26 protein-coding genes are annotated in these 22778 nt (G+C 29.6%); 21 read left to right on the top strand and 5 right to left on the bottom strand.

The window, feature by feature from the left end; all coding sequences use genetic code 11:
- Positions 1-246: 246 nt before the first annotated feature.
- The 15 genes from C7H52_RS06460 (at position 247) to C7H52_RS06380 (ending at position 15722) form a co-directional block, all read left to right on the top strand.
- Positions 247-579: a hypothetical protein gene (locus tag C7H52_RS06460; protein ID WP_146130016.1), complete on the top strand. Its 333-nt coding sequence runs from the start codon at positions 247-249 to the stop codon at positions 577-579.
- A gap of 180 nt (positions 580-759) precedes the next feature.
- Entirely contained in the window at positions 760-1464 is a 705-nt protein-coding gene (locus C7H52_RS06450) for a hypothetical protein (RefSeq protein WP_146130015.1), read from the top strand.
- Between the two features lie 161 nt (positions 1465-1625).
- On the top strand, positions 1626-2255 hold the full coding sequence (locus tag C7H52_RS06445; protein WP_146130014.1) for a hypothetical protein: 630 nt from the start codon (positions 1626-1628) through the stop codon (positions 2253-2255).
- 325 nt (positions 2256-2580) lie between these two features.
- Positions 2581-3987: a DUF6794 domain-containing protein gene (locus tag C7H52_RS06440; RefSeq protein ID WP_106463049.1), complete on the top strand. Its 1407-nt coding sequence runs from the start codon at positions 2581-2583 to the stop codon at positions 3985-3987.
- Positions 3988-4141: 154 nt separating this feature from the next.
- The gene (locus tag C7H52_RS06435; protein ID WP_146130013.1) at positions 4142-4759 is read left to right on the top strand and encodes a hypothetical protein; all 618 of its coding nucleotides are present in this window, start codon (positions 4142-4144) and stop codon (positions 4757-4759) included.
- 243 nt (positions 4760-5002) lie between these two features.
- A complete protein-coding gene (locus C7H52_RS06430) occupies positions 5003-5476 on the top strand; it encodes a hypothetical protein (RefSeq protein ID WP_106463047.1) in 474 nt (157 codons plus the stop codon).
- A gap of 246 nt (positions 5477-5722) precedes the next feature.
- Complete coding sequence (locus tag C7H52_RS06425; protein ID WP_106463046.1) at positions 5723-6373, top strand: hypothetical protein; 651 nt, start codon at positions 5723-5725, stop codon at positions 6371-6373.
- 164 nt (positions 6374-6537) lie between these two features.
- A complete protein-coding gene (locus tag C7H52_RS06420; protein WP_106463045.1) occupies positions 6538-8034 on the top strand; it encodes a P-loop ATPase, Sll1717 family in 1497 nt (498 codons plus the stop codon).
- A 143-nt stretch (positions 8035-8177) separates the two neighbouring features.
- Positions 8178-9188, top strand: coding sequence for a DNA topoisomerase subunit B (locus C7H52_RS06415; RefSeq protein WP_106463044.1), 1011 nt, complete (start codon positions 8178-8180; stop codon positions 9186-9188).
- A gap of 224 nt (positions 9189-9412) precedes the next feature.
- A complete protein-coding gene (locus C7H52_RS06410; protein WP_146130012.1) occupies positions 9413-10201 on the top strand; it encodes a hypothetical protein in 789 nt (262 codons plus the stop codon).
- Between the two features lie 138 nt (positions 10202-10339).
- Complete coding sequence (locus C7H52_RS06405) at positions 10340-10873, top strand: hypothetical protein (protein WP_106463042.1); 534 nt, start codon at positions 10340-10342, stop codon at positions 10871-10873.
- 150 nt (positions 10874-11023) lie between these two features.
- Positions 11024-11599, top strand: coding sequence for a hypothetical protein (locus tag C7H52_RS06400; protein ID WP_106463041.1), 576 nt, complete (start codon positions 11024-11026; stop codon positions 11597-11599).
- A gap of 143 nt (positions 11600-11742) precedes the next feature.
- On the top strand, positions 11743-13785 hold the full coding sequence (locus tag C7H52_RS06390; RefSeq protein WP_106463040.1) for a hypothetical protein: 2043 nt from the start codon (positions 11743-11745) through the stop codon (positions 13783-13785).
- A 164-nt stretch (positions 13786-13949) separates the two neighbouring features.
- The gene (locus tag C7H52_RS06385) at positions 13950-14528 is read left to right on the top strand and encodes a hypothetical protein (protein WP_106463039.1); all 579 of its coding nucleotides are present in this window, start codon (positions 13950-13952) and stop codon (positions 14526-14528) included.
- Between the two features lie 234 nt (positions 14529-14762).
- The gene (locus tag C7H52_RS06380; RefSeq protein ID WP_106463038.1) at positions 14763-15722 is read left to right on the top strand and encodes an Arm DNA-binding domain-containing protein; all 960 of its coding nucleotides are present in this window, start codon (positions 14763-14765) and stop codon (positions 15720-15722) included.
- Positions 15723-15762: 40 nt separating this feature from the next.
- On the opposite strand, the gene C7H52_RS06375 is transcribed toward C7H52_RS06380, so the two are convergent.
- From C7H52_RS06375 to C7H52_RS06355, 5 genes are all read right to left on the bottom strand, one after another.
- Entirely contained in the window at positions 15763-16101 is a 339-nt protein-coding gene (locus C7H52_RS06375; protein ID WP_262494499.1) for a phage integrase N-terminal SAM-like domain-containing protein, read from the bottom strand.
- Positions 16102-16136: 35 nt separating this feature from the next.
- Complete coding sequence (locus C7H52_RS06370; protein WP_106463036.1) at positions 16137-16571, bottom strand: hypothetical protein; 435 nt, start codon at positions 16569-16571, stop codon at positions 16137-16139.
- A 233-nt stretch (positions 16572-16804) separates the two neighbouring features.
- The gene (locus C7H52_RS06365; protein ID WP_106463035.1) at positions 16805-18121 is read right to left on the bottom strand and encodes a hypothetical protein; all 1317 of its coding nucleotides are present in this window, start codon (positions 18119-18121) and stop codon (positions 16805-16807) included.
- Positions 18114-18497 (bottom strand): hypothetical protein, encoded by a 384-nt coding sequence (locus C7H52_RS06360; protein ID WP_106463034.1) that lies wholly within the window; start codon positions 18495-18497, stop codon positions 18114-18116. The genes C7H52_RS06365 and C7H52_RS06360 overlap by 8 nt, the downstream gene beginning before the upstream one ends.
- Before the next feature lie 16 nt (positions 18498-18513).
- Complete coding sequence (locus C7H52_RS06355) at positions 18514-19158, bottom strand: S24 family peptidase (protein WP_181256212.1); 645 nt, start codon at positions 19156-19158, stop codon at positions 18514-18516.
- Positions 19159-19323: 165 nt separating this feature from the next.
- Between C7H52_RS06355 and C7H52_RS06350 the strand changes: the two genes are divergently transcribed.
- From C7H52_RS06350 to C7H52_RS06330, 6 genes are all read left to right on the top strand, one after another.
- A complete protein-coding gene (locus C7H52_RS06350) occupies positions 19324-19584 on the top strand; it encodes a hypothetical protein (protein WP_106463032.1) in 261 nt (86 codons plus the stop codon).
- A 3-nt stretch (positions 19585-19587) separates the two neighbouring features.
- A complete protein-coding gene (locus C7H52_RS13355; protein ID WP_146130011.1) occupies positions 19588-19797 on the top strand; it encodes a hypothetical protein in 210 nt (69 codons plus the stop codon).
- A gap of 192 nt (positions 19798-19989) precedes the next feature.
- The gene (locus C7H52_RS06345; RefSeq protein WP_106463031.1) at positions 19990-20904 is read left to right on the top strand and encodes a DUF1376 domain-containing protein; all 915 of its coding nucleotides are present in this window, start codon (positions 19990-19992) and stop codon (positions 20902-20904) included.
- A 105-nt stretch (positions 20905-21009) separates the two neighbouring features.
- Positions 21010-21807 carry a hypothetical protein gene (locus C7H52_RS06340; protein ID WP_106463030.1) on the top strand — a complete coding sequence of 266 codons (798 nt, stop codon included), beginning with the start codon at positions 21010-21012 and terminating at the stop codon, positions 21805-21807.
- Positions 21804-21995 (top strand): hypothetical protein, encoded by a 192-nt coding sequence (locus C7H52_RS06335; RefSeq protein WP_106463029.1) that lies wholly within the window; start codon positions 21804-21806, stop codon positions 21993-21995. The genes C7H52_RS06340 and C7H52_RS06335 overlap by 4 nt, the downstream gene beginning before the upstream one ends.
- 2 nt (positions 21996-21997) lie before the next feature.
- Positions 21998-22771, top strand: a complete 774-nt coding sequence (locus C7H52_RS06330; RefSeq protein WP_245918553.1) for a DNA methyltransferase — start codon at positions 21998-22000, stop codon at positions 22769-22771.
- Positions 22772-22778 lie beyond the last annotated feature (7 nt).

Here is a 22778-nt window from a genome sequence, read left to right as displayed (position 1 = left end):
AACGTTGTGCGTAATATGAAAAACTGAATGGATTGTGAAAAAATAGATATGATTAAATTAATACTTCCAGCAATTCTCACCATTCTCGGAAACATAATTTTTTACTTATGGATAAAAAAACGTGTTGACCGTTAAATTGAACAATACAAAATAACTTACAGCGGAATTTTTAGGGAAAAAATAGACATCTATCGAGAAATTCTGGACAAGTCTTACCGAATAAAACTTCTGATTAATCGCTATCATTTGACTGGAGACGAAAAAATGGGTGCTGATTTTATCAAAGAAATTGAGGAATTTATAAACTTTTACCTAAAAAATCAACCATTCCTTTCTGAAAATATGCTTGACAAGCTAAAAAAAATACGCGCGGAATTTCAATTTATTTTTGACAATTCTTATCAATATTATTCCTTATCAAAAGTGAGCGGAATTCCTAAAGAAATGCGAACTGAAATGACTTTGAAATTCTTTGAGGCAGGAAATAAATTTAAAACTGATAATCCATTTAACGAATTAGAAACTGTAATCATTAAAGAAATGAGAGCGGATTTAAAAACTGACAACTTTGAAAAATAAAATACTACGCACAACAACGGCTATAGTTCATTGCTTCTGACTTTCCTCTCGGAAAGTCCTCGCAAATTTGCTATCTTCGGTTTACGGCGGAAAATCCTCGCGGATTTTCACGCAACGAAACCATAGCCAAAAACGTTGGCAGTAATTAAAAACCGACGAACAAAAAACAAAATGTTAGAAATGAAAAGAATAATATGGATTTTACCAATTCTGATTTTATTGAGTTGTAACGAAGCGAAAAACGACAAAAAGACAGAATCTGAATTAAAAACTTCTAAAATTGAATCGAGATATAAGATAGATTTTGACTCAACAAAAATTTCGACTTATACAGTTGAGGAATCTGAATTTTCAAGCGCAAAGGCAATGACCCGAAAATTATCTGATTATTCAACTCAAGAACTCAAAGACTTACCAAAGTTTATAAGATTAACTATGTCAATTGTTGTTCCTTTTGACATTTCAAAAGAGAATCTTGAAAATACTTTAAAATCCATCGTTTCTAAAAAAACGGAAAAGGATAATGATATTGACGAAATTGTAATATTTGCTTACGACGACAAAAATGACATTGGAACAGGTTATACTTTTGGAAAATTACTTTGGTCGCCTAATGCAAAAACTGGAAATGTAACACCTGAAATCGCAAAAAATAATATAAGAACGAATTATAAATTTGATATTATAATCAAAGATAAAGTTGGAAACATATCAAAATCTGATTTGCCTACAAAAAGAGAATTGGAAATTTACAATGAAATTATGAGCGAAAAATATTGGGATATGCAAGAGGAAGAATCTGAACCGATTATAATGAAAAAATTTAATATCAGTAGAAAAGAACTTAAAGATATTTGGCTGAAAGTTGCAGCACATAAATTATAATAACTACTGCCAACACCGTATATAATTTATTGCTAGTTCTAGCCTACTTACGAAAATCCTCGCGGATTTTCTATTCGGTTTTTATTTGCTAAATTACGTGCTAAACCACGCAACAAACCATATACAAACACGTTACCATACATTTAAAAACGATGAAACGAATGAATTACATTATAATCGGAATTGTTGCGGTCGTTGCATTTTTGGCTTATCAATTTTTTAATAATAAAAGCGATAAATCGACCAGTGAAGATTATTCTTCAAAATTCAATATCGAAAAGGAACTAAAACAAAACGATAAACGGATTTTAGTTGAAAATGTGGATTACAACCTGATTAGGAGAGCGGTTCAGGACTTTACCAAAAATTACGACAATCCGCAACAAAGTCATCTGAAACCAATTTCAGAACTTCACAAATCGGACAATAATCAAGTTGTAATAACCTTCCCCTACGACATTGACTTTGAGATATTTTGTTACTATGTCAATTACCTCAAATATCCTATGGACTTGAATTACAAAGCGAACGTAACGGGTTGGACTTCGACAAAATCCACCGACCATTGGCTGAATAAGGACTTTGAAAATCAAAAATCAATGTTATTTATTGACCCAAACGACAGGGAATATGACAATGTTATGCTCACAACTGAAGATGGTCGGACTTACAAAATTGGATTTGCAATTGGCGAGGGACTTCAAAATCAAAACGAGACAATATTAAAATACAAGCCATTTGAGTATAAAAAGTCGGACTTGGAAAAGTTTGAAAGCGAAGAAATCAAATAGCGGAAAAAACGTATGGTAACATTGTATATAGCTCATTGCTAGGTAATTGCCAAACCATTGGCTTGAATATATTTGCTAACACCGCCAAATCTTTTGGATTTGGCTTTTAGCTTAAAAAAGATAAAAACAAAACGCAAAAGATTTGGCTCGTGCCGGACGGAAAGGCAAGTGCACTTTTGCACGCAACGAGCCATATACTTGGCCGTTGGTGATAATTTAGAGAATGGTTCGTTACTCATTCAAAACACCATTTCACTCATTTAAGATTCTACAAAAGATAATAATAGAATAGTTTTGATTAAGAAATATAAACCTACCAAACATTATGAATAAAATCAAATTTCTTCTAGCTATATTACTGACCTTAAACCTCAATGCATATTCTCAAAAATCAACAAGTAGAGTTCCAATTTCTACGATTAGTTCACAAAACAAAATTTATTCAATAAAATCTATTTCATATGATACAGATTTTCCAAATTTGAAAGGACAATCCATTGTTTATGAAAATGACGAAGAGTTTTATAAAATTAATAGGTCTTTTGATTTGTATGATTCAGAAAAATACTCGCTTGCAATATCGAATGATGGGAGAACAGTTATTTACTTAACAAATGACCTTTTTTGGAAAGGAGAAGAATTTGAGTACGTTACAGTTTATAGAGATGGAATTTTAAAAAAAACATATAACATCCTTGAATTTACTGGTTGCGATTCAGATAAAGAGAAATGCTCACTTATTTATAACAATTACTGGGATATTGTCGATAAAAAGAAAAGCAAATTTAATTCAGAGGAATGGAAAGTAGTATTCAAAGATAGTACAAGTCAAGAAGAAATGTTTTTAAATGAAAATTATGTTATCTTAAACAATGACATATTATATTTAACCGATTCAAGAAAAATTGTAACATCTTACGATTTAAACAAAATGGAAGTTATAAATAATGTTGATTTTAATGAACTTTATCCAAAAATCAAATCATTTAGTAAACCAAAAAGTTCAATTAATTATTATCAAGCTTCTTATAAATACATTCCAGATTTTGTTGACAGACAAACAAAGAAAACAATTTCAGAAACTATAAGTGACATTTCTGGATTGATGTATACAATGAAATATAAATATACATTATCTAGAGTTACATTAACAGGTTATTTAAACAAAAACGGAGAGTTTGAGATTGAAGAGTTTGAATGTGATGAGAAACTCGATAAAGTTAAGATTCGAGAGTTCATAACTAATACAACATTTGAAAGTGATTTTTTACCCAAAGAAGTAGAAAAACAACATTTCAAATACTTTTTTGGAGGATTTAGAAATTCCAACGATTCTATCGCTGAAGTAGAAACTAAAATAGCTAAAGAAAAGCGTAGACTTGAATTTGAAAAAAGAAAAACTCTCGATTCAATAGATGGAATTTATATTCCTAAAAATCTTTATGAATGCATTACCGAATTAGATAAAACTTTAAACTTTGAAAGTAAAAAACAACTTCGTGAATCTAAAAGCAGATGGGAATTTAATTCTCATATGGGAGGTTTAGGAATGTGGATAAGAAATAACTGGGGAATTAATGGAGGTTCGAGACTTTTAAAATATTTTAATGACAGAGGAATAACAGATAGGGATGATATTTCGGGAACAATAATAGAATATTATCAAAAATGGCTATTAACAGAAAAAGATGTTTGGACAAAATGGGAAAATAAAAATTCGAAAAAGGAATAAAAACTACCACCAACACTGTATATAATTTATTGCTTGGTTCTAGCCTACTTACGAAAATCCTCGCGGATTTTCTATTCGGTTATTACTTGCTAACTTTAGTGCTTAAACCACGCAACAAACCATATACAAACACGTTGTAAAACATTTGATGAAATTGAGCACTAATATTGATGGCAAGTGGATTAACGCAAGCGAAATGAGACCATTTCGTGATTTAGACATAATTACTTTCGAGAATGATAAGATTAATTATTCAGTCTTGGAAAGCACTGAAAATGAACTGAACTTAAAAGAAAAAAAAGTTGAAAATCGCTCTGAAAACTTATCTGATTTAAAATTTGAATTCATAAACCCCAGCCGAATTAGATTTTATCGAAAAGGAAAAAAGCATACAGTAATTAACGAAACGGAATCTAAAACTGAAGACAAAATTTTTGAACACGATTATGTCAAATTAATTCCGACAGAATCAAAAATATCGGAAAGTAGAATTCAACTTTTGAAATATAATTTTGAATGGAACAATGAAAAAGGTGTAATTGAATTCAATAAAATTTTAGACAAGCCTGAAATTCTTGAAATGCTTAAGAAAAGTGGATATGCAGGACGGAAAATACTATTAGAAAAAATAGATGACACTTTGTTGATTTCTACTTATCACAATAATCACAAAGGATTGGTTCTTCCGATTAAAGAAATTGACGAAGTTAAAGCTGTTTTATATGGATTTCCTATGGAACCTTTTGAAACAATAGCTGAAAGAATTGATTAAAAACGTTTTACAACAACGTGTATAATTAATTGCTTTGGCAAGTGTCTACTCGGAAAATTCCTTCGGAATTTTCTCGCGTTCGTTTTTGTTTACTAAATTAGTTGCTCAAACACGCAACTAACCATACACAAAACCGTTGTGCGTCATTTAAGGAAGGCGTTAACTAAACAAAAAGCATCATTCACTAATTGGAGTTTTTATGAAAAGTGGAATTGAAATATTTTTGAGAATAAAACTATTTAAATGAGAATATTTCTACTTCTATTAATCTTGACTTTGACTTTCAGTTGCGCAACTCGGAATATAAAATACGACCGAAATAAAATATTAAAAAAATATTCAGCGGAATATAAAATGTTTGTAGATAATGAGAAAATGGATTTGGAAACTGTTTTTCTTGACAAACACAATATTGAAAATATCCGAATTGACAAACGAACGAAAGAACTTAAAATTTCTCAAATCAGATCGACTGAATTGTTTGAAATGAAAAACCTGAATTTGGACAGTTTATCTGCTGGACAAAGAGGTTGGGACAAAAAGAAAATAGAATTAATAATAATCGACGGAATTCCTTTGACTGACAGTTTAAAAGAAAAAACAAAAATTGACCCAAATGCTATTAAGTCCTTTACAATTTTGAGTCAAGAAAAGATGAAAAATATGACTTTATGCAGAGGATATGATGGAGATTTAATATTGATAACAACAAAATAAAAAACGAACGCACAACAATGTATAACCGCAATTACGGCGGATTCGACTGCGTCCGAATCCACTCGGAATTGCTAACGTCAGTGCTTAACCGAAAAACATTAACTTTAAACCCGTAACTGAACGGTTATACGAGACCGTTGTGTGTCATTTTGAGAACATCGTCACTCAACGAAAATCACAGTTCACTCATTTTGACTTTTTTGATTAATAATATTAAATAACATTTGAGAAACTAAATCGAAGAAAATGAAATTATTTACAATAATGTTACTTCTGACTTTCTCAATTGGTTGCAAATCTCAAAGCAATCTTGAACAAGTTAATACAAAAAAAAGTACTGAATTAAAACCACCTTTTAAAAATCAAGGAGAACAAGAAAATTATTGGGCTCAAGAATTTTTTAAAACAAAATACGAGAAACAATTTTACGAAACATTTTCTAATGATATAAAGGAAATAGCAATTAATGAAATTGAAGAAATAGATGAAATTCAATTGTTTTATGACAATAAATCATTCAAAATATATGGAATAGATAAATCATTAAAACTGATTTTTAAAAAAGGTCTTTTATATCCTCAATTGTTTAGCGGATTCTCAACTGAACCTCGAAAATCTGACAAAGAACTTGATTCTCATTCTGTTTCTGAAAGAGTATTTTACGAAATGAGCAGAGGCGATAATCTAACAATATCTAATTTGGAGGAACTTGAATTTCTGTCTGACTCACCAAAAGTTAAAAGGTTTCGGTTTTGGTTAATGTTTCCTCAAACTGTTAATCCACGAGTATATCTCTTTGAATTAACTAACGAAAATGCTGATAAAAACACTGAACTGAAAGAATTTTTAGAGAACTCTGAACTAACATTTTTAAAAGTTAGTAATATATTAATCTGACAAAAAAAACGAACACACAACAACATATATAATCCATTGCTAGTACTAGCCTACTTACGAAAATCCTCGCGGATTTTCTATTCGGTTTTTATTTACTAAATTAGTTGTTTACACACGCAACGCATCATATACAAACCCGTTGTAGCTAATTAAGAAAAAACCGAATGACGAATACACTTAACAATAATTTAGGCTTATTAAAAAATCCTTTTTCTAAATTTTCTGCAGAAGAAGAAATAGAATATCACAATGAAATTTTTTATGAACCTAACTTTTATCAAACTTTACTCGATGATTTAAAATCTGGAACAAGTAGGTTTATTTTAGGTCAAAGAGGACATGGAAAATCCTCTATAATTCACAAATTAAAAAACGACCTTGAAAAGTCTCAAATTCTTACGATTATTATCGATAGATTTGATGAAATTTCATTAGAAAACAATAAAATAGAATTACTTAATTTAATTTTACAAGAGTTTGTTACTAAATACACACTCTTTTTAAATAAAAATAAAGCATACTTAAAAAAGTTAAATAAAGAGGATAAGGAAGTTCTTTGCTTACTAATTAAACTGTTCTTTAAGCCACTAACCAAATCAGAATACGAAGAAAGATATGAAAATTTAAAAAAAATAAAAACAAAAAATTGGTTCATTAACCTTTATAATAAAATTGTAAAGCCAACAAATTCCTTAATAGGAACAGGTATTCTCATAACATCAAAATTAATAGCAGAATCATTAAATCTAAATAGCTATGAAACTAATACTAGCTATACAGATTTCTTATCAGAAATGGATAATATCAATACTTCTGCCACCTCACAAGAGAGAGAATTAATAAAAAGTAAAAGACATTTAAAAGAACTCTTAAACAGATTAAATAGAATTTCAAAAAAAACATATTATAAATCATCTGTCGTATTATTTGATAAAGTAGATGAATTTCAAGAATTAAATCAAGATATTAATAAAATAGCCAACTTTACAGAAGATATTTTAACTGATACTGAATTACTTCTACAAAATGATATAGCTATTGCTTTTAGTTTATGGTCAGAAGTTAAACCTATTTTGTCTAAAAAAGTGCGCTTCGATAAATTTAAAGAAATTGATATTAGTTGGAGAAACAGCAATATGGAACCTCTAATAGATAAAAGAATTTTATATTTTTCTGGAAATACGAGAACTTTTTCAAGTCTTTTTGAACATCAGTCGGACTTAGAAAATATAATTTCTATATCAAATAAATCACCTAGGGATTTGATATCCTGCCTTTCAGATATCTACGATTTTCAAACATCAAATGATAGTTCTACCGTGTTTGAAAGCGACTCTGTTTCAAGAGGACTTATAAAATTTGCTAGAAGATATGACTATCTATCAATGTACCCTTCTAGGACTGGTAAGAATAAAGATGTTATTAGTATGATTAACATTATACTAAGAACTAGAAAGACCAATATTACTATAATGGATTTAAATTCTACGTTTAATCAAAAAACGAGATGGAGTCAAACAAAAATAGAAAGTATGGTAAAATATAAACTTCTCGTAGAAGATTCAAAATTAGGAAATAATGGGGAAAAAATTTACTCAGTTTTAGACCCTAAACTAATTCATTTAATAAAAAGAAGCATTACGAATCTTGAAAATAACTAGCTACAACACCGTGTATAATTAATTGCTGGATTCTTCACTACTTGCGAAAATTCCTGCGGAATTTTCACGGGTTCGTAAAAGTTTGCTAACTTAGTTGCTTAACCACGCAACTAATCATACACAAACACGTTACCAGCAATTAGATGCAACCAAAAAACACAAAATATTCGAAAGAAAAACTTCCAAAGCTGAAGTTTGAAGAGCATCTCAAAATGAGACCAGGAATGTATATAGGTACAGGAAGTCTTGGAATTATCAATTTGCTGAAAGGACTCATTGCTGATTGTGTTGAATTAACGGAATCGGAAAATTACTTTTTTCAGATTAGACTTGAACCTGAACAAAAATTTGATTTGGAAATTCGGACTTTAGCTGATATTTCAAAATTCGAAAAAAGTAGTACTGATAAAAATAATTTTAAGAATTATTTCCTCAAAGCTTCTAAAGTTTTAAGTACAGAGTTTTGTTTTAATAGTGTATCTTCTACCGAGACATTCTTGACTTTTAAGTTGGACCAAACAATATTAAATGAACCTGTTGATTATTTAGAATTATCGGAGAAAATACTTCAATGGTGCTATTTGAATAGGAATTCAGAAGTTCTTTTAATTGACAGGAGAGAAAAGTTTTTAAATCAAAATTATTTTAGTTTTCCAGAAGGAGTAAAATACCTATACAACAGAATGGTACGTGATTCTCTTGGAAAACCGGAATTTGAAATTGCCTTTGACCAAAACTTAAACGGAATCGATTATCAAATATTCCTTGGATATCGAACTGATTGGTATCCGCCTTCAGTTATTGCATCTTTCGCAAACGATATTCATACAGAGTGTGGAGGTTCTCTTGTGGATGGAATAGTGGACGGCTTGATTATTGGTTGTACAAAATATGTAAAGGACAATAACTTGATTGATTACAAAATCAAAAAGAAGAAATTTAAAAATGGATTGATATTGATTGCTTCTGTAAGAGGAAGCGAATTCAAATATGGAGGCAGTTTTAAAGAAACTTTAGAAGAGGAAAAAATAAAAAAAGAAGTAAAAAAAATAGTTAAACAACTTACAATTGATTTCATTTCTAATAACAAAGAAAAGGCGGATAAATTTCTTTGGCGTTTTGATGAAAAACAATTAACGAGCGGAATGTATTGAAAAATAACTGCTGGTAACAACGTATATAGCTCATAGCTAATTAGTTGCTTACACGAAGTTAAGGCATATTTGCAAGTCCGCCAAATTTTTTAATTTGGCTTATCCAAAAGAAAAGGTAATAAGAAAATTAAAAAATTCGGCTTGTACTTAATCCGAAAATAATCGCTAATTTACACGCTACGAGCCATATTCAAGACCGTTAGGCAACATAAAGAGAAACGACATTGACAAATAGAAAAACCAATTTCAAAACCATTTGGCAAAGAGCCAAAATCAGACCAATTTTACTACTCTTTGCGTTTCAAGGAATTACATTTTCATTACTTCTTTTTCTACCGATGGGCTTAATGATGAATTCATTAGGAAATAGTTTCCCTTTTGTTGAAAACGCTGAAAAAATTCAATCTGATGGAAAAAAGGCAAATGCCACTCTAACTCGCATTAAAGGAATTGATAATATAACTATCAATGGTAATAATCCACAAATTTTGACTTATGAATTTGATAACAACGGTCAGAAAACAGAATCAAAATTTAGTGTATTTGAACCAGAAAAAACTGATAATTTAAAAGTAGGAGATATAATACCAATTAAATATTTGAACGGTGAATCAATGCCTACAGAATTTGAGCAATATTCGTTTAGTATGGATTTTATGTATTACATAGCTGGAGTTATTCTTTTAATTGGACTAATTCTTTGCTATATTCTTTACTCACAAATAAATAAGGAAATCTCATTATATAAAACAGGAAGAATTATGGAGGGAAAAATAATTTCAATAAGCCATAATAAAGGTTTCACATTTTCGAAATTTGGTTCGCCAATTGATGTGCATTATGAATATGGAAATAAAGTTGCAAAATCCAGAACAAATAATTTTGCCTTGACCAATAATAAATCCATTGGAGATTCTATTAGAATTTTGGTTTCTCTAGACGGGAATGAATCTTGTCTTTATCCAGAATTAATCGCCAAGACCAATGGTTGGAAAGAAAATTACGTTGCCTAACAACGGCTATAATTCATTGCTTCCGACTTTCCTATCGGAAAGTCCTCGCAAATTTGCTATCTTCGGTTTGCGGCGGAAAATCCTCGCGGATTTTCACGCAACGAAACCATAGCCAAACAGTTGTGCGTAAGTTGACAAATGAACTCTAAAAGAATAATTAAATACGGAATTGAACTTTTAATCCTTGAAATTATCCTTCTAGGATTTTGGTCTTATCAAATGGAACCTGACCCAAGTGTTTCAATTGGAATTGTAATCATTGTACCTTTTCTATTTGTATTGAATATAATAATCGGAATTCTTTTCTATTTCTTTAAAAGTAAACTATCGCATCTGTTCTTTATAAATTCAATTGTCTGTCCATTAATATTTTTCGGAATCTGGAATTTATGGTTTATGAATTATCACGACCGAATATCAGAACGGTTTGACTTTGTTATCGGAGAGAAAAACTATGAAATTAGTCTTTCTAAAAAATCTGACTACTTCTCTATTTCGGATATGACAAACCAACCAAATGGTTCGACAACTGGACTTTTTTTTGGCAAATATGAAAGGAAAACAGATACGATTAATTTAACTGACGGAGAAACTAAAATGTTTATAATTAAAAAGAAATTAATCGGATTTCCAGAAAAACCGAATGAAATAAAATTGAGCGAATCGGAATGAAAAAACCTACGCACAACACCGTGTATAAAAAATTGCTATTTTTAGCTTAACCAATGTTAGTTGCTTTGCTTGCTTGCTTCTGATTTTCCTTCGGAAAATCCTCGCACACAAGCACGCAACTTTCCATACACATAAACGTTGTAAATAATTATGAAAAACACAATCCTGATAATAATTTTGCTGACATTCTTGAACTCTTTTGGTCAAGAATCTAATGATTTTATAAAATCAAAGCAATATTATTTAACGGAAATTGACTCACTGACAATAAAAAAGTATTGGGAAAATTTTCCAACTGAAAACGCACCTGAACCAATTTCTATTTATTTAAAAGACAATAACGGACAAACACTTTATGAAATAAAAATATTGGAATTGGAATTTTATAGTGGAACTACAATTGAGATTTTAAATATCAATAATTTAACAAATATCGAACAAATTATACGTTTGGAATCTGGATATGATGCGTGTTGTACAAATTATTATTCGACTTATTTACTCAAAACAAAAGAAGGGAAATTAATTGAACTTCCAGAATCGGAATATCTTCATTGTGATGGACCAAAACCTATAAATGAATACAGATTTCCGAATCAAAAGTTTGGAATCAAAAATCAGATTTTATTGACTAAATCAAATCTGAATGACAAATACGAAGTTGAATCCGTTGAAGTTTTAAAAACATATTCTTGGAATGGGAAAACATTTGAATTGAAAAAATAACTATTTACAACACCGGCTATAGTTCATTGCTTCTGACTTTCCTCTCGGAAAGTCCTCGCAATTTTGCTATCTTCGGTTTACGGCGGAAAATCCTCGCGGATTTTCACGCAACGAAACCATAGCCAAGCACGTTGTACACAATTATGACAAAATCAATCTACATATTACTTTCATTATTAATTTCAGGAAATATTTTCTGTCAAAATTCAATAATTAGCGAAAGTGATATTCCAAAACTTGATTATATCATAAGAAACTTGGAAAAGAATTACAATAAAAGTGAAACGCCTAATTTTTACTCACTACCACAGACATCAGCCAGTTATTTCGAAATCATTACTAAAGACCAAAAAAAATTTCTAACTGAATTAAAAAAATCAGAGAACCTAAAACAACTACAAAATAAATTCAAAGGACTACAAGTTGACAATGATTTACTGGTAATAAAAAACGTTTATTCTGATTATAAAAATGAAAAGAAATTAGAAATAAAATCTTTTGAAATTACGAACAATCAGAACCACGGTATTAAATTATCATTTAATGATTCCCTGAACCAAAATAATTTAAAACATTTTCACTCTAGTTATACAAGCAAAAGGGATAGCATAACCACAATTCGTGGCTTTTATTTGAATAATGAATTTAAATCAATTAACCTTCCAAAAAGAATTTCGGATTGGATTAACTACGCTGATTTAATAGTAAGACCAGAAACCTCTATTTTTTATCATAGTGACAATAAATCAAATGGATTTAGAGCATATAAAAGAACTATCATTGACTCATTAGTAAATTATTACGAACTAAAAACCAACAAACCACCTTACAAAAAAGAGCAAGATTTCATTACCCGAAGAAAGGAATTAAATGAGTGGCAATCTAAAAAAGAAAAATTTGCAGATAGTCTTTATACTAATGACCAAAATTTCAAAAAACTCTTAATTGAAGCGTTAGAATATGCAGAAGAAAATAAAGTTTCTAATGGAGATTTAGAGGACTTTACCGCACAATTAATTTCCAAAAAAAGAGCTTTGGAATTAATGAGACAAAATAGACAGGTTGGAACTTGCAGTTTCGATAATGGTCCAATTATTCAACAAAAAAGGATTGCAAGTTTGGCTTCCAAAACTCAAAATTGGGACGTTTTTATTAAGTCATTCTTAAATGTGATGAATGATAACGTTTCCAGAAATGCAAATAGTAATATTGCTTCGAACGCCAGAAAAACTTATATCGAAGAGCTTGCAAAACTTGATTTAGATATTGATAAAATCCTATTGGGTTCCAATGTTAGAATTGAAGATACAACTCGAAAACACTATTTTTCAGATGGTAGCAAAATCGCAAAAGCATATGCTAACTTAAATTCTGACAAACAACAATATTTCGAGAATAAAACTTTCGAAATAATTAAAGACGAAGAAATTGATGCTTTTAACAAGTTACATTTTTACAATACACTCAAAAACTATCAATACTTTATAAAAGACAGTATCAAAAAAACAGAGTTGGAAAAAGATGTTCAGGAACTAGTCCCATTACTTCCAAAAGAATTAAAATCTCGAATTGAAAACCCAAATAAACAACTTTACGATTTACTTTATAAAGAAAAAGAAAAACTAGATAATTTTGATGTTAAATCATCAATTATAGCACACATCGGCTCTTACAGTTTTGATGGCGATTGCTGGCAAGCTGAACTTATTGACAAAAAATCTGATGGAAAAATTATTTACGACTTGACAATGGCAATTGAAGAAGAAATAACGCCACTTCAAAATTTTATTGACAAAAAAAGCGAATTAAAATCTCGTGTTGAGGAACATTCATTCTTACAAAAAATCATCAATGATAATAAAGAAAATAAGGTTTACATAAAATTCACTACCGACAAGTCATTTGTTAATCACAGAAACAGAGTGACCGAAGATATGCCAAAGGAATTAGTAGACGAATTAGACTTTGAAAATGCAATTTCTCTATATGTGTCATTTCCGAAAAGAAAATATGTACGCTTTGTTTTATTAAATAATGGAAACTTATTGATGTTAGGAATTCCAAAGGGTTTTGAATTGTTAGACTATAAATTTGAGGAATTAATGACTCACGAAGAAAAATCATTCTTATCGACCTCTTATAAGAGTTTTAAATTGTTTGATGAGAAAGGAAAGATGTTGAATTAAAAATAACTGTGTACAACAATGGCTATAAGTAATTGCTTGTTCTCGTGTACTTCTGAAAATCCTCGCGGATTTTCAGCTTGGTGTGTGCTTGCTAAGTCAAATACTAACCCACGCAACTACTCATAGCCGAACCGTTGCCAACAAGCTGACCAAAAAACTCTGAATTGAAAATTAAACAGAAATATTTAAAAGGAAAATCCGTTTTCATAGTTTCATTACTCGTAATCGGAATTACAATTCTGACTGTTTATCTGACTGGTATAAATTACAATCGAAGTTTGACTTCTAACCTGTATTTATCACTCGGAATTATAGCGACAGCATTATTTCTTTTTATGACTTATGGACTTTATAGCGGAATTGGACTAATTGATAATTTTCCGAAATTTCGGAATTTTAAAAGTGGAGATTTGATTGCAAACAGCGGAACTGGACCTACAATGGAATTACCATCAGTTGGAGATGGAATTGGCGGATTGATTTTATCAATTTTACTCTGGATTGGAATGTCAATATTGTTTGTAATTTTACTAATAGTTTTAGAAGCTGTTTTTTGGTTTTCGCTATTTATTATTTTAGCAATGTTATATTGGATTTTTTTCAGAGCGTTAAAATTTGTTTTTAATAAATCAAAAGACACAAAAGGAGATATTGGAATTTCAGCAGTTTATTCGCTGACTTATACTCTACTCTATGTTGGTTGGATTTTCGGAATCGTTTATCTGACTGAAATAATGAAATAAAGCCAGTTGGCAACAAAGTATATAAAAGATTGCTACTTTTAGTTTAACCAATGTGAGTTGCTCGTTTGCTAGCTTCTGATTTTCCTGCGGAAAATCCTCGCACACAAAACTGCACTATTCTTATTCAAGCACATTACCTTGCTTTACTGGGCAAACCTCCAATTGTAATACATTTATTTTTTTGTGATATATTTTTATATTACATTTAAATTTATATATCACAAATAAATTTTTATGACAATTTCTTATTATTTAAACTCAGAAAGAAAGAAAAATTTATACTGCCGAATAAGCGACGGAAAAGAGAGAACTACCTTTTCGTTAAAGCACTATGTGAACCCAGATACTTGGGATGCAAAAAATGAAGATGTAAAATGGGAAAACCAGTATAGTGGTGCCCTAGCATCATTAAAAAGGGTCTTAGTTGATAAATATGAAAGCATCAAAAATAACGACCCGAAAGCAAAGGTAGAATTATTGAAAAATGAAGCTGTCAATTATTTTGGAAATGATGGCCTAGAGGGATTGCAAAGAAATTTGTGGAATAATGGGGTTGGAAGTTCCGTTGGCTTTTATGAAGACTTCATTTCCGCGATTGAAAAATTTAGTGGATTTAAAAGAAACCAACTAAAAATTTCGAGTTATGAATACTCAATGGATTTTACAACTCCTGAGGGTATTTATTACGAAGTTGATACCCACAACGGACATTCTCTTTTTTTAAAAGATTTAGTATTGTCACATACATATGATGAGATATATACTGAAACCTGGCCTCAACTTTGGCATCAAATTTATATTGATGATGGAATTAAGAAATCAGACTTTATTCCTCAGTTCCTACATAATTGGGAACAATACTGGGAGCACCAAAAATTGAATATTGCCTCTACTTCAAATTTCCAAAAATTAAAAGAAGAATCTTGGAACCGCTTTGCCGTATTTATGTCTTGCTATAATGATAGTGATCCGTTCGAATTGGCCAGTAAAATGAATGATATCGAATTTATACCATTATGTGTAATCACTATGTTGGATATTTTTGATATAGATATCTGCTTAGACGAATATTGTGAATATTATTTCACTAACGAAATATGGGATTGGGAAAGTTTTGACTTATCAGACGGTTATGAGGCAAAAGAAGACCAACTATCTCAATCCATTTTCTATTTTCGAGAAAAAGAATTTTGAATCCCCAAACTCGATAACATAGAAATTATGAAACCACCAGTTAAACAAAAATAGTATCTTTTTGAATTTTAGTATAAGTTTTATTTCTTGTTGCTTGGGTTTTCTGAACTTTAATATTCTTTATAAAATTGTAAGACACCATTTCATTATCTTCTAAAGTAGTGTAAAAACTACTTAAACTAGCCCTGTAGTTATTCCTATTCCTTAATGATGTGGTTTTTACCAAGTGGTTCAAAAATTCAACAACATGCTTTTTTTGAATGTCTGATATAAGTTTTAATTCTTTGTATTCTTTATTTATCCATGCATTAAATCTATTAATATGACTTTTGTATGATCTCAAACTGCTTACTCTAAGCGTTCTTGATTTTAAGCTCAAATCAAATTCAAAAGCATCTTTTAATTTTACACTATTTAATTGATTTGTTGGTTGCAACGTTGGTTGCAATGTTGGTTGTTCTGGTTGTTGTGTTGGTTGTAACGTGGTTTGTTGTGAGTTTTCTGGTTTAATTGGTTGTTATTTAATTCGCGATATCTAGAGGTGTTATCTTTATAAGGATTGTAGCCTTGTTTTAAAAGTTTATTTAAAACTTTCTGATAGGTAATTAAAACCGCTAAACGTTCTTCCTTCGTTTTGAACGTATTCGCATTTCTATATATAGCCGTTTGTCTTTTAAGTTTTCCTGTGTGAGGATTTCTGTAGGAAAAATAAACATACCAACGCTTAGAAATATCGTTGTTGGCTGTGTAAATTTTTGGTGTTGAAAATTCTTTCTTCAAAGTTAAATCGTATGCACTTTCGTATGCATTTGTGTATTCAGTCTGTATTAAAGCTTTAAAATTAAGCATAAAAAAACGGTTTGACAACATCAAACCGTTTATATACAATACTTTGTACTTAGTAGCGAGAACTGGACTCGAACCAGTGACCTTCGGGTTATGAGCCTTAAAAACAAGACTTAAACACCTGTAATCGCGTTGTTTTTTATTGAATTTTTGAGCGTTTTGTACTCAATTTTGTCCTTAATAAACTACTATTAATAATCAAATGTTACGTTTTAATTATGAGATCATAATTAAAGTTAAATTATCACTCTTGAATGTATAATTTTAGTGAAATTATTTAGAATATCATCCAAATTATCTGTGTCATAAATTTTATGAATTCCAATTTCTCCAATTCTTGTTGAAACATGTATTAAACCAGATTCAGTTTTAATATGTACTTTAAAAGATATGTCTTTATCTAAATACAGACCATTTTTTTCAAACCTTGTATTATCAATTATATATTCTACATCTTGTTTTGTACTAAACAAATCTTCTATGACTTTTACGGTTTTAGTATTTTTATTTTTATCTAAAACTGTAGTTATTTGTACAATCTGTAAATCTTTAGAAATTTTATTTTCTTCAACAGGTATATTAGGTATAAGTATTTCTCTTTCTTTAGAGCTTTTAAATTTAATATTTGAATATTTCTCTGTTTTGCGGTCTTTAATTTGTAGTCTATAATTAGGGTTGTTGGATATATCGTAAATAGGTTTAAATATTTCTCTCCTCTCCTTTTTACTGTAACTATTAGAAATTGCATCTAATTCTTCAGAATCAAAATTATTATCTAACACTATATTTTTAAATTTAAAACCAATATTAGTCGCCCATTTATTAACTTCTTTATCTTCAATACTTTTTTTCATTACTGTATCTACAGCTAATCCCATTTCAAAACTTCCAAAGTTCAAATCAACTATCCTGTAATCTAAATATTCTTGTATCGCACTTATGGTTTTTCTTAAAGCTACTTTGTCTGTTATTTTCTCCCTAAAATTCACATTAAAATCAGCCTTAATAAAACTTTTGAAAGAAGAACTAATCTTTGTTAAAAAATCGTTTGATAATTCAATCAACCCAATAGTATCTCCATACATTGCCGAATTGGAAGAGAACTTCACATAAAAAGCTTCATTTCTAAGTTTTTCTAGATAAATGTTATTGTTATAATTTTCAATGAATTTTTTATAATATGATTTTTCAGATGGTTTAAATTCTAAAAATGAGTTTGAAATAGGTAAATATTTTTCATCAATATTTTCTATAAAAACAACATTGCTCTCAATAACTTCTCCATTAAAATTTTGCTTAATTTTGAAAATAGGATTACTATTTTTTGAAAACAACTCATATAAAGAAATGTTACTGGTTAAATAACTATATAATTCGCTTTCTTGGATTTTATAAATTAAGTAAATATCTGTATCCTCTACTGTATCTACAAGATACATTAAATAATTTTCTTCATTTTTTTTTAAATGCGTTAGGATAGGTTCATCATAAAATATAATATCCTCTATCTTATCGAATTTACTTAGATCTAATATGTTGTTTTTGTTATTCATCTTCTATAACAAATTTACTAAATAAATCTATAGAGTCGTTAGGAAAGTAGGTATAATGATTAATATCTCCAGAAGTTTGATACTTTACTCCATCTTTATTAGCTACTTCCATTTTTGCAACTGCATTAAACTTTTTTCTCATAAACTTAGGCATACAATTTAAAATAGCATGTGCAGATTTAGTGCTTTTAAATGTAGATAAACCCCACCCATTACAATCCTTACTAAACTTTGGTTTTCTTATTACTGCTTGTGGCTCAAAATCGGTTTTCAAGAACGGCTTGTTTACATACCTATATAATGCCACCGTACCATCTTCATTTTCTAAAGGACAATTATCTATGCTTTTTATAATTTCTTGGTATTTTAAAGACATCTATTTATATTTTAAGTTATCTCCTACGATTTCGTTTTAAATCAACAACGTTGTATAGTTTTATAACATCATTCAATTTAAGCTCAAAATCATCGTAATAAGTATTAAGACTATGGCATTTTATTGTTGCATTTTCTAAATTATGATCTATAATACGCTTCACTAATATACCGTCATTTTTATGCACAATAACAAAATCCCATTTATTAATGTGTAACTTATTTTGCCAATGGTGGCGTTGTACTTCACGGCACAACAAACGATCATTTTCTTTAATTGCTTCATCAGAGTTATTATCCATACTATCTCCTTTAACTTCAAAGACAATATAGTCGCCTTTATATTCTTGGTCTACTTCCCAGTACTCTACTGGTAAATTATCCATAAACTCTGTATCTCCATAACCAGCTAAAAATCCAGCTTGAGCATGAATAGGAACTTTTGATACTTTTTTTAGTTGTGTACTTGCTATTACAGCTTCGTTATTAGCGTTAGTTTTCATCATATCGCCATTACCTGTCAAAAGCCACTCAATATTAAGATTAGGGTATTTCTCTAAAATAGATTCAACTTTATCAATACCAATACTTTTTGATATAGAATTTATATAGCCATTAGAAGCATCTATGGATTGCTCAAAAGCAGAATTAGTAATTTTCAAGACCTTAATAAACTTTTTCAACCTCTCTTTTACACTCATTATCAATGTGTTATGAAATAAATTAGATTTTTTCTCTAATTTATTTTATTTATTAGAGTATTTCTCTATATATTTGTAAAGCAAACGTAAAGGATTTGTAAAAAATCCGTAAAACATCGCAATATAATGAAATACAGTTTTACTGCCACACAAAAAAAGGCTATTAAAAGAGTTTTGGGGTACGGTTATGTTGGTAAAATAAAATCTTACTTCGACAACAACAACGTTACCAACGCAAACAACGAGCCATTCTCTAAAGCAAATATTAGAGTTTTATTTAACTCTCAAACTACCAATGAGTTAGCCTATAAAAAAATTTTAGAATTGTTTGATATAAAGGAAAAGGAGCAATTAAAAATTAAACAACAACTTAAAAAAATTGCATAAAAAATGGACTATTCAAAGCTAACACTTCACGACTGCAATAAAAAAATTGCCATACTTAAAAACACAATTACTTATGTAAAAAGTAGTCTTTGTGCCTACTCTACAGAAGATAAAGAAACATTACTGGAAAGCTATAACAAACAACTAATACAACTACAAGATTGTAGACTAAAACAAATTCCTGTAAACGATCCTTTAATAATTACTTATTAAATCAATTAGGTTAAGTATTTAAAAAATGACCTCGCAACTCAACGCCATAATAACGCTTACCAGTACGCTTACACAAAGCGAACTAAAGGAGTTGCGCAGTTATTTAAACAAGCAAGCAAAACCAACAACAGTTAAGCCAAAAAAGCAAAATTTATATGCGTTGGTAGAACCGTTGTATTAACTACATTTTTTATGAGCAAAGATCCTGCTTTTTTATTCTATTCACAAGATTTTTATACTGGTACAAGACTAATGCTACCAGAAGAAAGAGCGTGTTATATAGACTTACTAATATATCAGCACCAAAACGGCTACATACCAACAGATTTAAAACGTGTGCAAATGTTTTGCTCTGGCTGTTCTTTAGAAGTGGTCGAAACGGTTTTAAATACAAAGTTTAACCAAGTGGTTAACCATTTGGTTAACCAAAAAACTAACCAAACAGAAACCGTATGGTTAAACAAACGGCTAACCGAAGAAACAACCAAAAGGGATAAGTATCGCCCTCAAAAAGTAGCTAGTGGCACATTTGCTGGCTTAATTTCTAAGTCTAAATTGACTAAAAAACAGAAAGAAAAGATTAAAAAAGATTTCAATTTTTCAAAAATAATTGAAAAAAAGGGTGTTTTAATAACCGACTTAGACCTTATAAAATCTAATGTTAAAGACCAATTTAACCAAATGGTTGACCACATGGTCAACAATTTAGAAAATGAAAATGAAAATGAAAATGAAAATATAATTGTAAAAATAAAAGATTCAGATTTTGAAGAAATTAAAAATGTTTTCAATTCGGTTTGTAAAGATCTTCCTAGCATTCAAAAAATTACAGAAAAACGAAAAAAGAGCATTTTAAACCTCGCAAAAAAACACAACCTAGAAACCATAGGCAATGTTTTTAAAATTACCAGCCAAAGCGAATTTTTAAACGGCAACAACAAAGACAACTGGAGTGCAAGTTTTGACTGGCTATTAAACCCAAATAATTTTCTAAAAGTTTTAGAGGGCAATTACTCTAAAAACACAACCAACAACAAACCAACAGTTAACGGTCAAACCAAAGAAACGGTTGAAACAAATTTAAACAACTGGCTAAACGATGCTTGAAAAGATGATTTTAAGATGGGTTTTAGAAACTTTTGAGTAGAAATAAATGAATCCTAAGCAACTAAAAAAATAAGCGTTTAAATCGCTTTAAAATAAATATTTATTATGAGTGAATTATTAAAAGTTGAAAACGACCAATTACTGCAAAATGTAATTAAAACAAGTGAGCATAAAGAGTTAGTTTTTGCCAAAAAAACTATAGAGTTTGTAAAACTTAGAGATCTTCCAGAGCAAACTTTTAAAAATGGTTTAGCCTTGCTTTTTGTGAGAATAGTAAACTTGTTAGGTATTAAAAATCCTTTAGAAAAAGTAAATATAGACGACATTAAAACGCTTATAAATATGCGTTTTTTAAACCTTTCTTTAGAAGAAATAGATTATGCTTTTAAGCTGGAAAGATTTGGCGTATTAACCCCAAAAACACAACACTACCAAAACTTTAATGCGTCTTATGTTTCGGAAGTATTAACTAAATATAAAGAGTGGTTAAAGCAGACTAGAGTTAACAACAACTTACAAATTGCACCAGTAGAAAAACAAAAAGAGTTAACCCAAGACGAAAAAGATTTAATCATGTATCAAGCCGTTTTAGATTGTTTTGAAAACTATAAATCTAACGGAACAATTATAGGCATATCAAGCCATATTTACCAGCATTTGTGCGATATAAATGTCGTATCGTTTTCGGATCAACAAAAGAAACAAAAATATAAAGTAGCTAAAGATTTTTTATACAAAGAAGCTGGCTTAAACAAAAGCTATTTTAAAAAAGTAAAAGATTTAAAGTTTCTCCAGAAAAACGAAAATACGCTTGTTATAGACCAAGCTAAAAAAATGCTTTTAGAAGATTTTTTTAATAAGCTAATTGCTAAAAATACTCACATAAAACAATTTTTAAAATGAGCATTACCAATCACACTCTAACTGGTATTGTGCTTTATTTTAAAGACAAACCAATAGGCTACAAATTTAAGCTTTACGACACTTTAGGCGTTTGGGAATTAATAAGTAAGGATAAAGCAATTTATGTTATTAAAAATACTCATACAAACCAGATCGTAACAACAACAATGCAACAACAAATAAATTAGTTATGGATTTAGAAAAAAACTTAATTATAAGTAAAATTATAAATAGTGATTGTGTTGAGGGTATGAAAAAATATCCAGACAATTTTTTTGACCTAGCAATAGTAGATCCACCTTATGGAATTGATGCACCTAATATGTCAATGGGCGCAAATATCAAAAAGAATAAGTCTAATACTTCAGATAGTGTTGCCAATAGATTAAAAAAAGCAAGGTTTAGTAAAGGTTCTGGAAAACTTAAAAATAGAGCATTAAACAGTATGCGCTTGGATTGGGATATTAAACCCAAAAAAGCATATTTTGATGAACTTTTTAGAGTTTCTAAAAACCAAATAATCTTCGGGGGAAACTATTTTAACCTACCACCAACAAGATGTGTTATTTGTTGGGATAAAGTTCAACCTTGGCAAAATTTTTCTCAATGGGAAATGGCTTGGACTTCTTTTGATAAAGTTGCGTCAATATTTAAGTGTTCAAATAAAGGTGGTAATATTTCGGAATTAAAAATACACCCAACCCAAAAACCAGTAAAACTTTATGAGTGGATTTTAATGAAATACGCTCAAGCTGGAGATAAAATATTGGACACACATTTAGGTAGTGGTAGCAATAGAATTGCTTGTTATAAAAATGGATTTGATTTTTATGGTTTTGAAATTGATAAGACCTATTACGACGCTCAAAATAAAAGATTTGAAAATATTAGACATTCACTCGATCAGTTTAGAAATTTTACTGAAGAAACTAAAGTAGTTAATAAGCAACTACACTTATTATAAAATAGAT

Origin of the sequence: Aurantibacter aestuarii (assembly GCF_003008425.1) — a bacterium.
In the GTDB taxonomy this organism is placed as follows: domain Bacteria; phylum Bacteroidota; class Bacteroidia; order Flavobacteriales; family Flavobacteriaceae; genus Aurantibacter; species Aurantibacter aestuarii.
This window is presented reverse-complemented; position numbering and strand designations above follow the sequence as displayed.

What these genes read in the sequence shown, in the direction of transcription:
- C7H52_RS06380 (WP_106463038.1), top strand. Translation starts at nt 14,763, where the DNA reads ATGACAATTTCTTATTATTTAAACTCAGAAAGAAAGAAAAATTTATAC.
- C7H52_RS06440 (WP_106463049.1), top strand. Translation starts at nt 2,581, where the DNA reads ATGAATAAAATCAAATTTCTTCTAGCTATATTACTGACCTTAAACCTC.
- C7H52_RS06405 (WP_106463042.1), top strand. Translation starts at nt 10,340, where the DNA reads ATGAACTCTAAAAGAATAATTAAATACGGAATTGAACTTTTAATCCTT.
- C7H52_RS06360 (WP_106463034.1), bottom strand. Translation starts at nt 18,497, where the DNA reads ATGTCTTTAAAATACCAAGAAATTATAAAAAGCATAGATAATTGTCCT.
- C7H52_RS06390 (WP_106463040.1), top strand. Translation starts at nt 11,743, where the DNA reads ATGACAAAATCAATCTACATATTACTTTCATTATTAATTTCAGGAAAT.
- C7H52_RS13355 (WP_146130011.1), top strand. Translation starts at nt 19,588, where the DNA reads ATGGACTATTCAAAGCTAACACTTCACGACTGCAATAAAAAAATTGCC.
- C7H52_RS06415 (WP_106463044.1), top strand. Translation starts at nt 8,178, where the DNA reads ATGCAACCAAAAAACACAAAATATTCGAAAGAAAAACTTCCAAAGCTG.
- C7H52_RS06330 (WP_245918553.1), top strand. Translation starts at nt 21,998, where the DNA reads ATGGATTTAGAAAAAAACTTAATTATAAGTAAAATTATAAATAGTGAT.
- C7H52_RS06350 (WP_106463032.1), top strand. Translation starts at nt 19,324, where the DNA reads ATGAAATACAGTTTTACTGCCACACAAAAAAAGGCTATTAAAAGAGTT.
- C7H52_RS06400 (WP_106463041.1), top strand. Translation starts at nt 11,024, where the DNA reads ATGAAAAACACAATCCTGATAATAATTTTGCTGACATTCTTGAACTCT.
- C7H52_RS06335 (WP_106463029.1), top strand. Translation starts at nt 21,804, where the DNA reads ATGAGCATTACCAATCACACTCTAACTGGTATTGTGCTTTATTTTAAA.
- C7H52_RS06430 (WP_106463047.1), top strand. Translation starts at nt 5,003, where the DNA reads ATGAGAATATTTCTACTTCTATTAATCTTGACTTTGACTTTCAGTTGC.
- C7H52_RS06370 (WP_106463036.1), bottom strand. Translation starts at nt 16,571, where the DNA reads ATGCTTAATTTTAAAGCTTTAATACAGACTGAATACACAAATGCATAC.
- C7H52_RS06445 (WP_146130014.1), top strand. Translation starts at nt 1,626, where the DNA reads ATGAATTACATTATAATCGGAATTGTTGCGGTCGTTGCATTTTTGGCT.
- C7H52_RS06420 (WP_106463045.1), top strand. Translation starts at nt 6,538, where the DNA reads ATGACGAATACACTTAACAATAATTTAGGCTTATTAAAAAATCCTTTT.
- C7H52_RS06365 (WP_106463035.1), bottom strand. Translation starts at nt 18,121, where the DNA reads ATGAATAACAAAAACAACATATTAGATCTAAGTAAATTCGATAAGATA.
- C7H52_RS06425 (WP_106463046.1), top strand. Translation starts at nt 5,723, where the DNA reads ATGAAATTATTTACAATAATGTTACTTCTGACTTTCTCAATTGGTTGC.
- C7H52_RS06340 (WP_106463030.1), top strand. Translation starts at nt 21,010, where the DNA reads ATGAGTGAATTATTAAAAGTTGAAAACGACCAATTACTGCAAAATGTA.
- C7H52_RS06450 (WP_146130015.1), top strand. Translation starts at nt 760, where the DNA reads ATGAAAAGAATAATATGGATTTTACCAATTCTGATTTTATTGAGTTGT.
- C7H52_RS06345 (WP_106463031.1), top strand. Translation starts at nt 19,990, where the DNA reads ATGAGCAAAGATCCTGCTTTTTTATTCTATTCACAAGATTTTTATACT.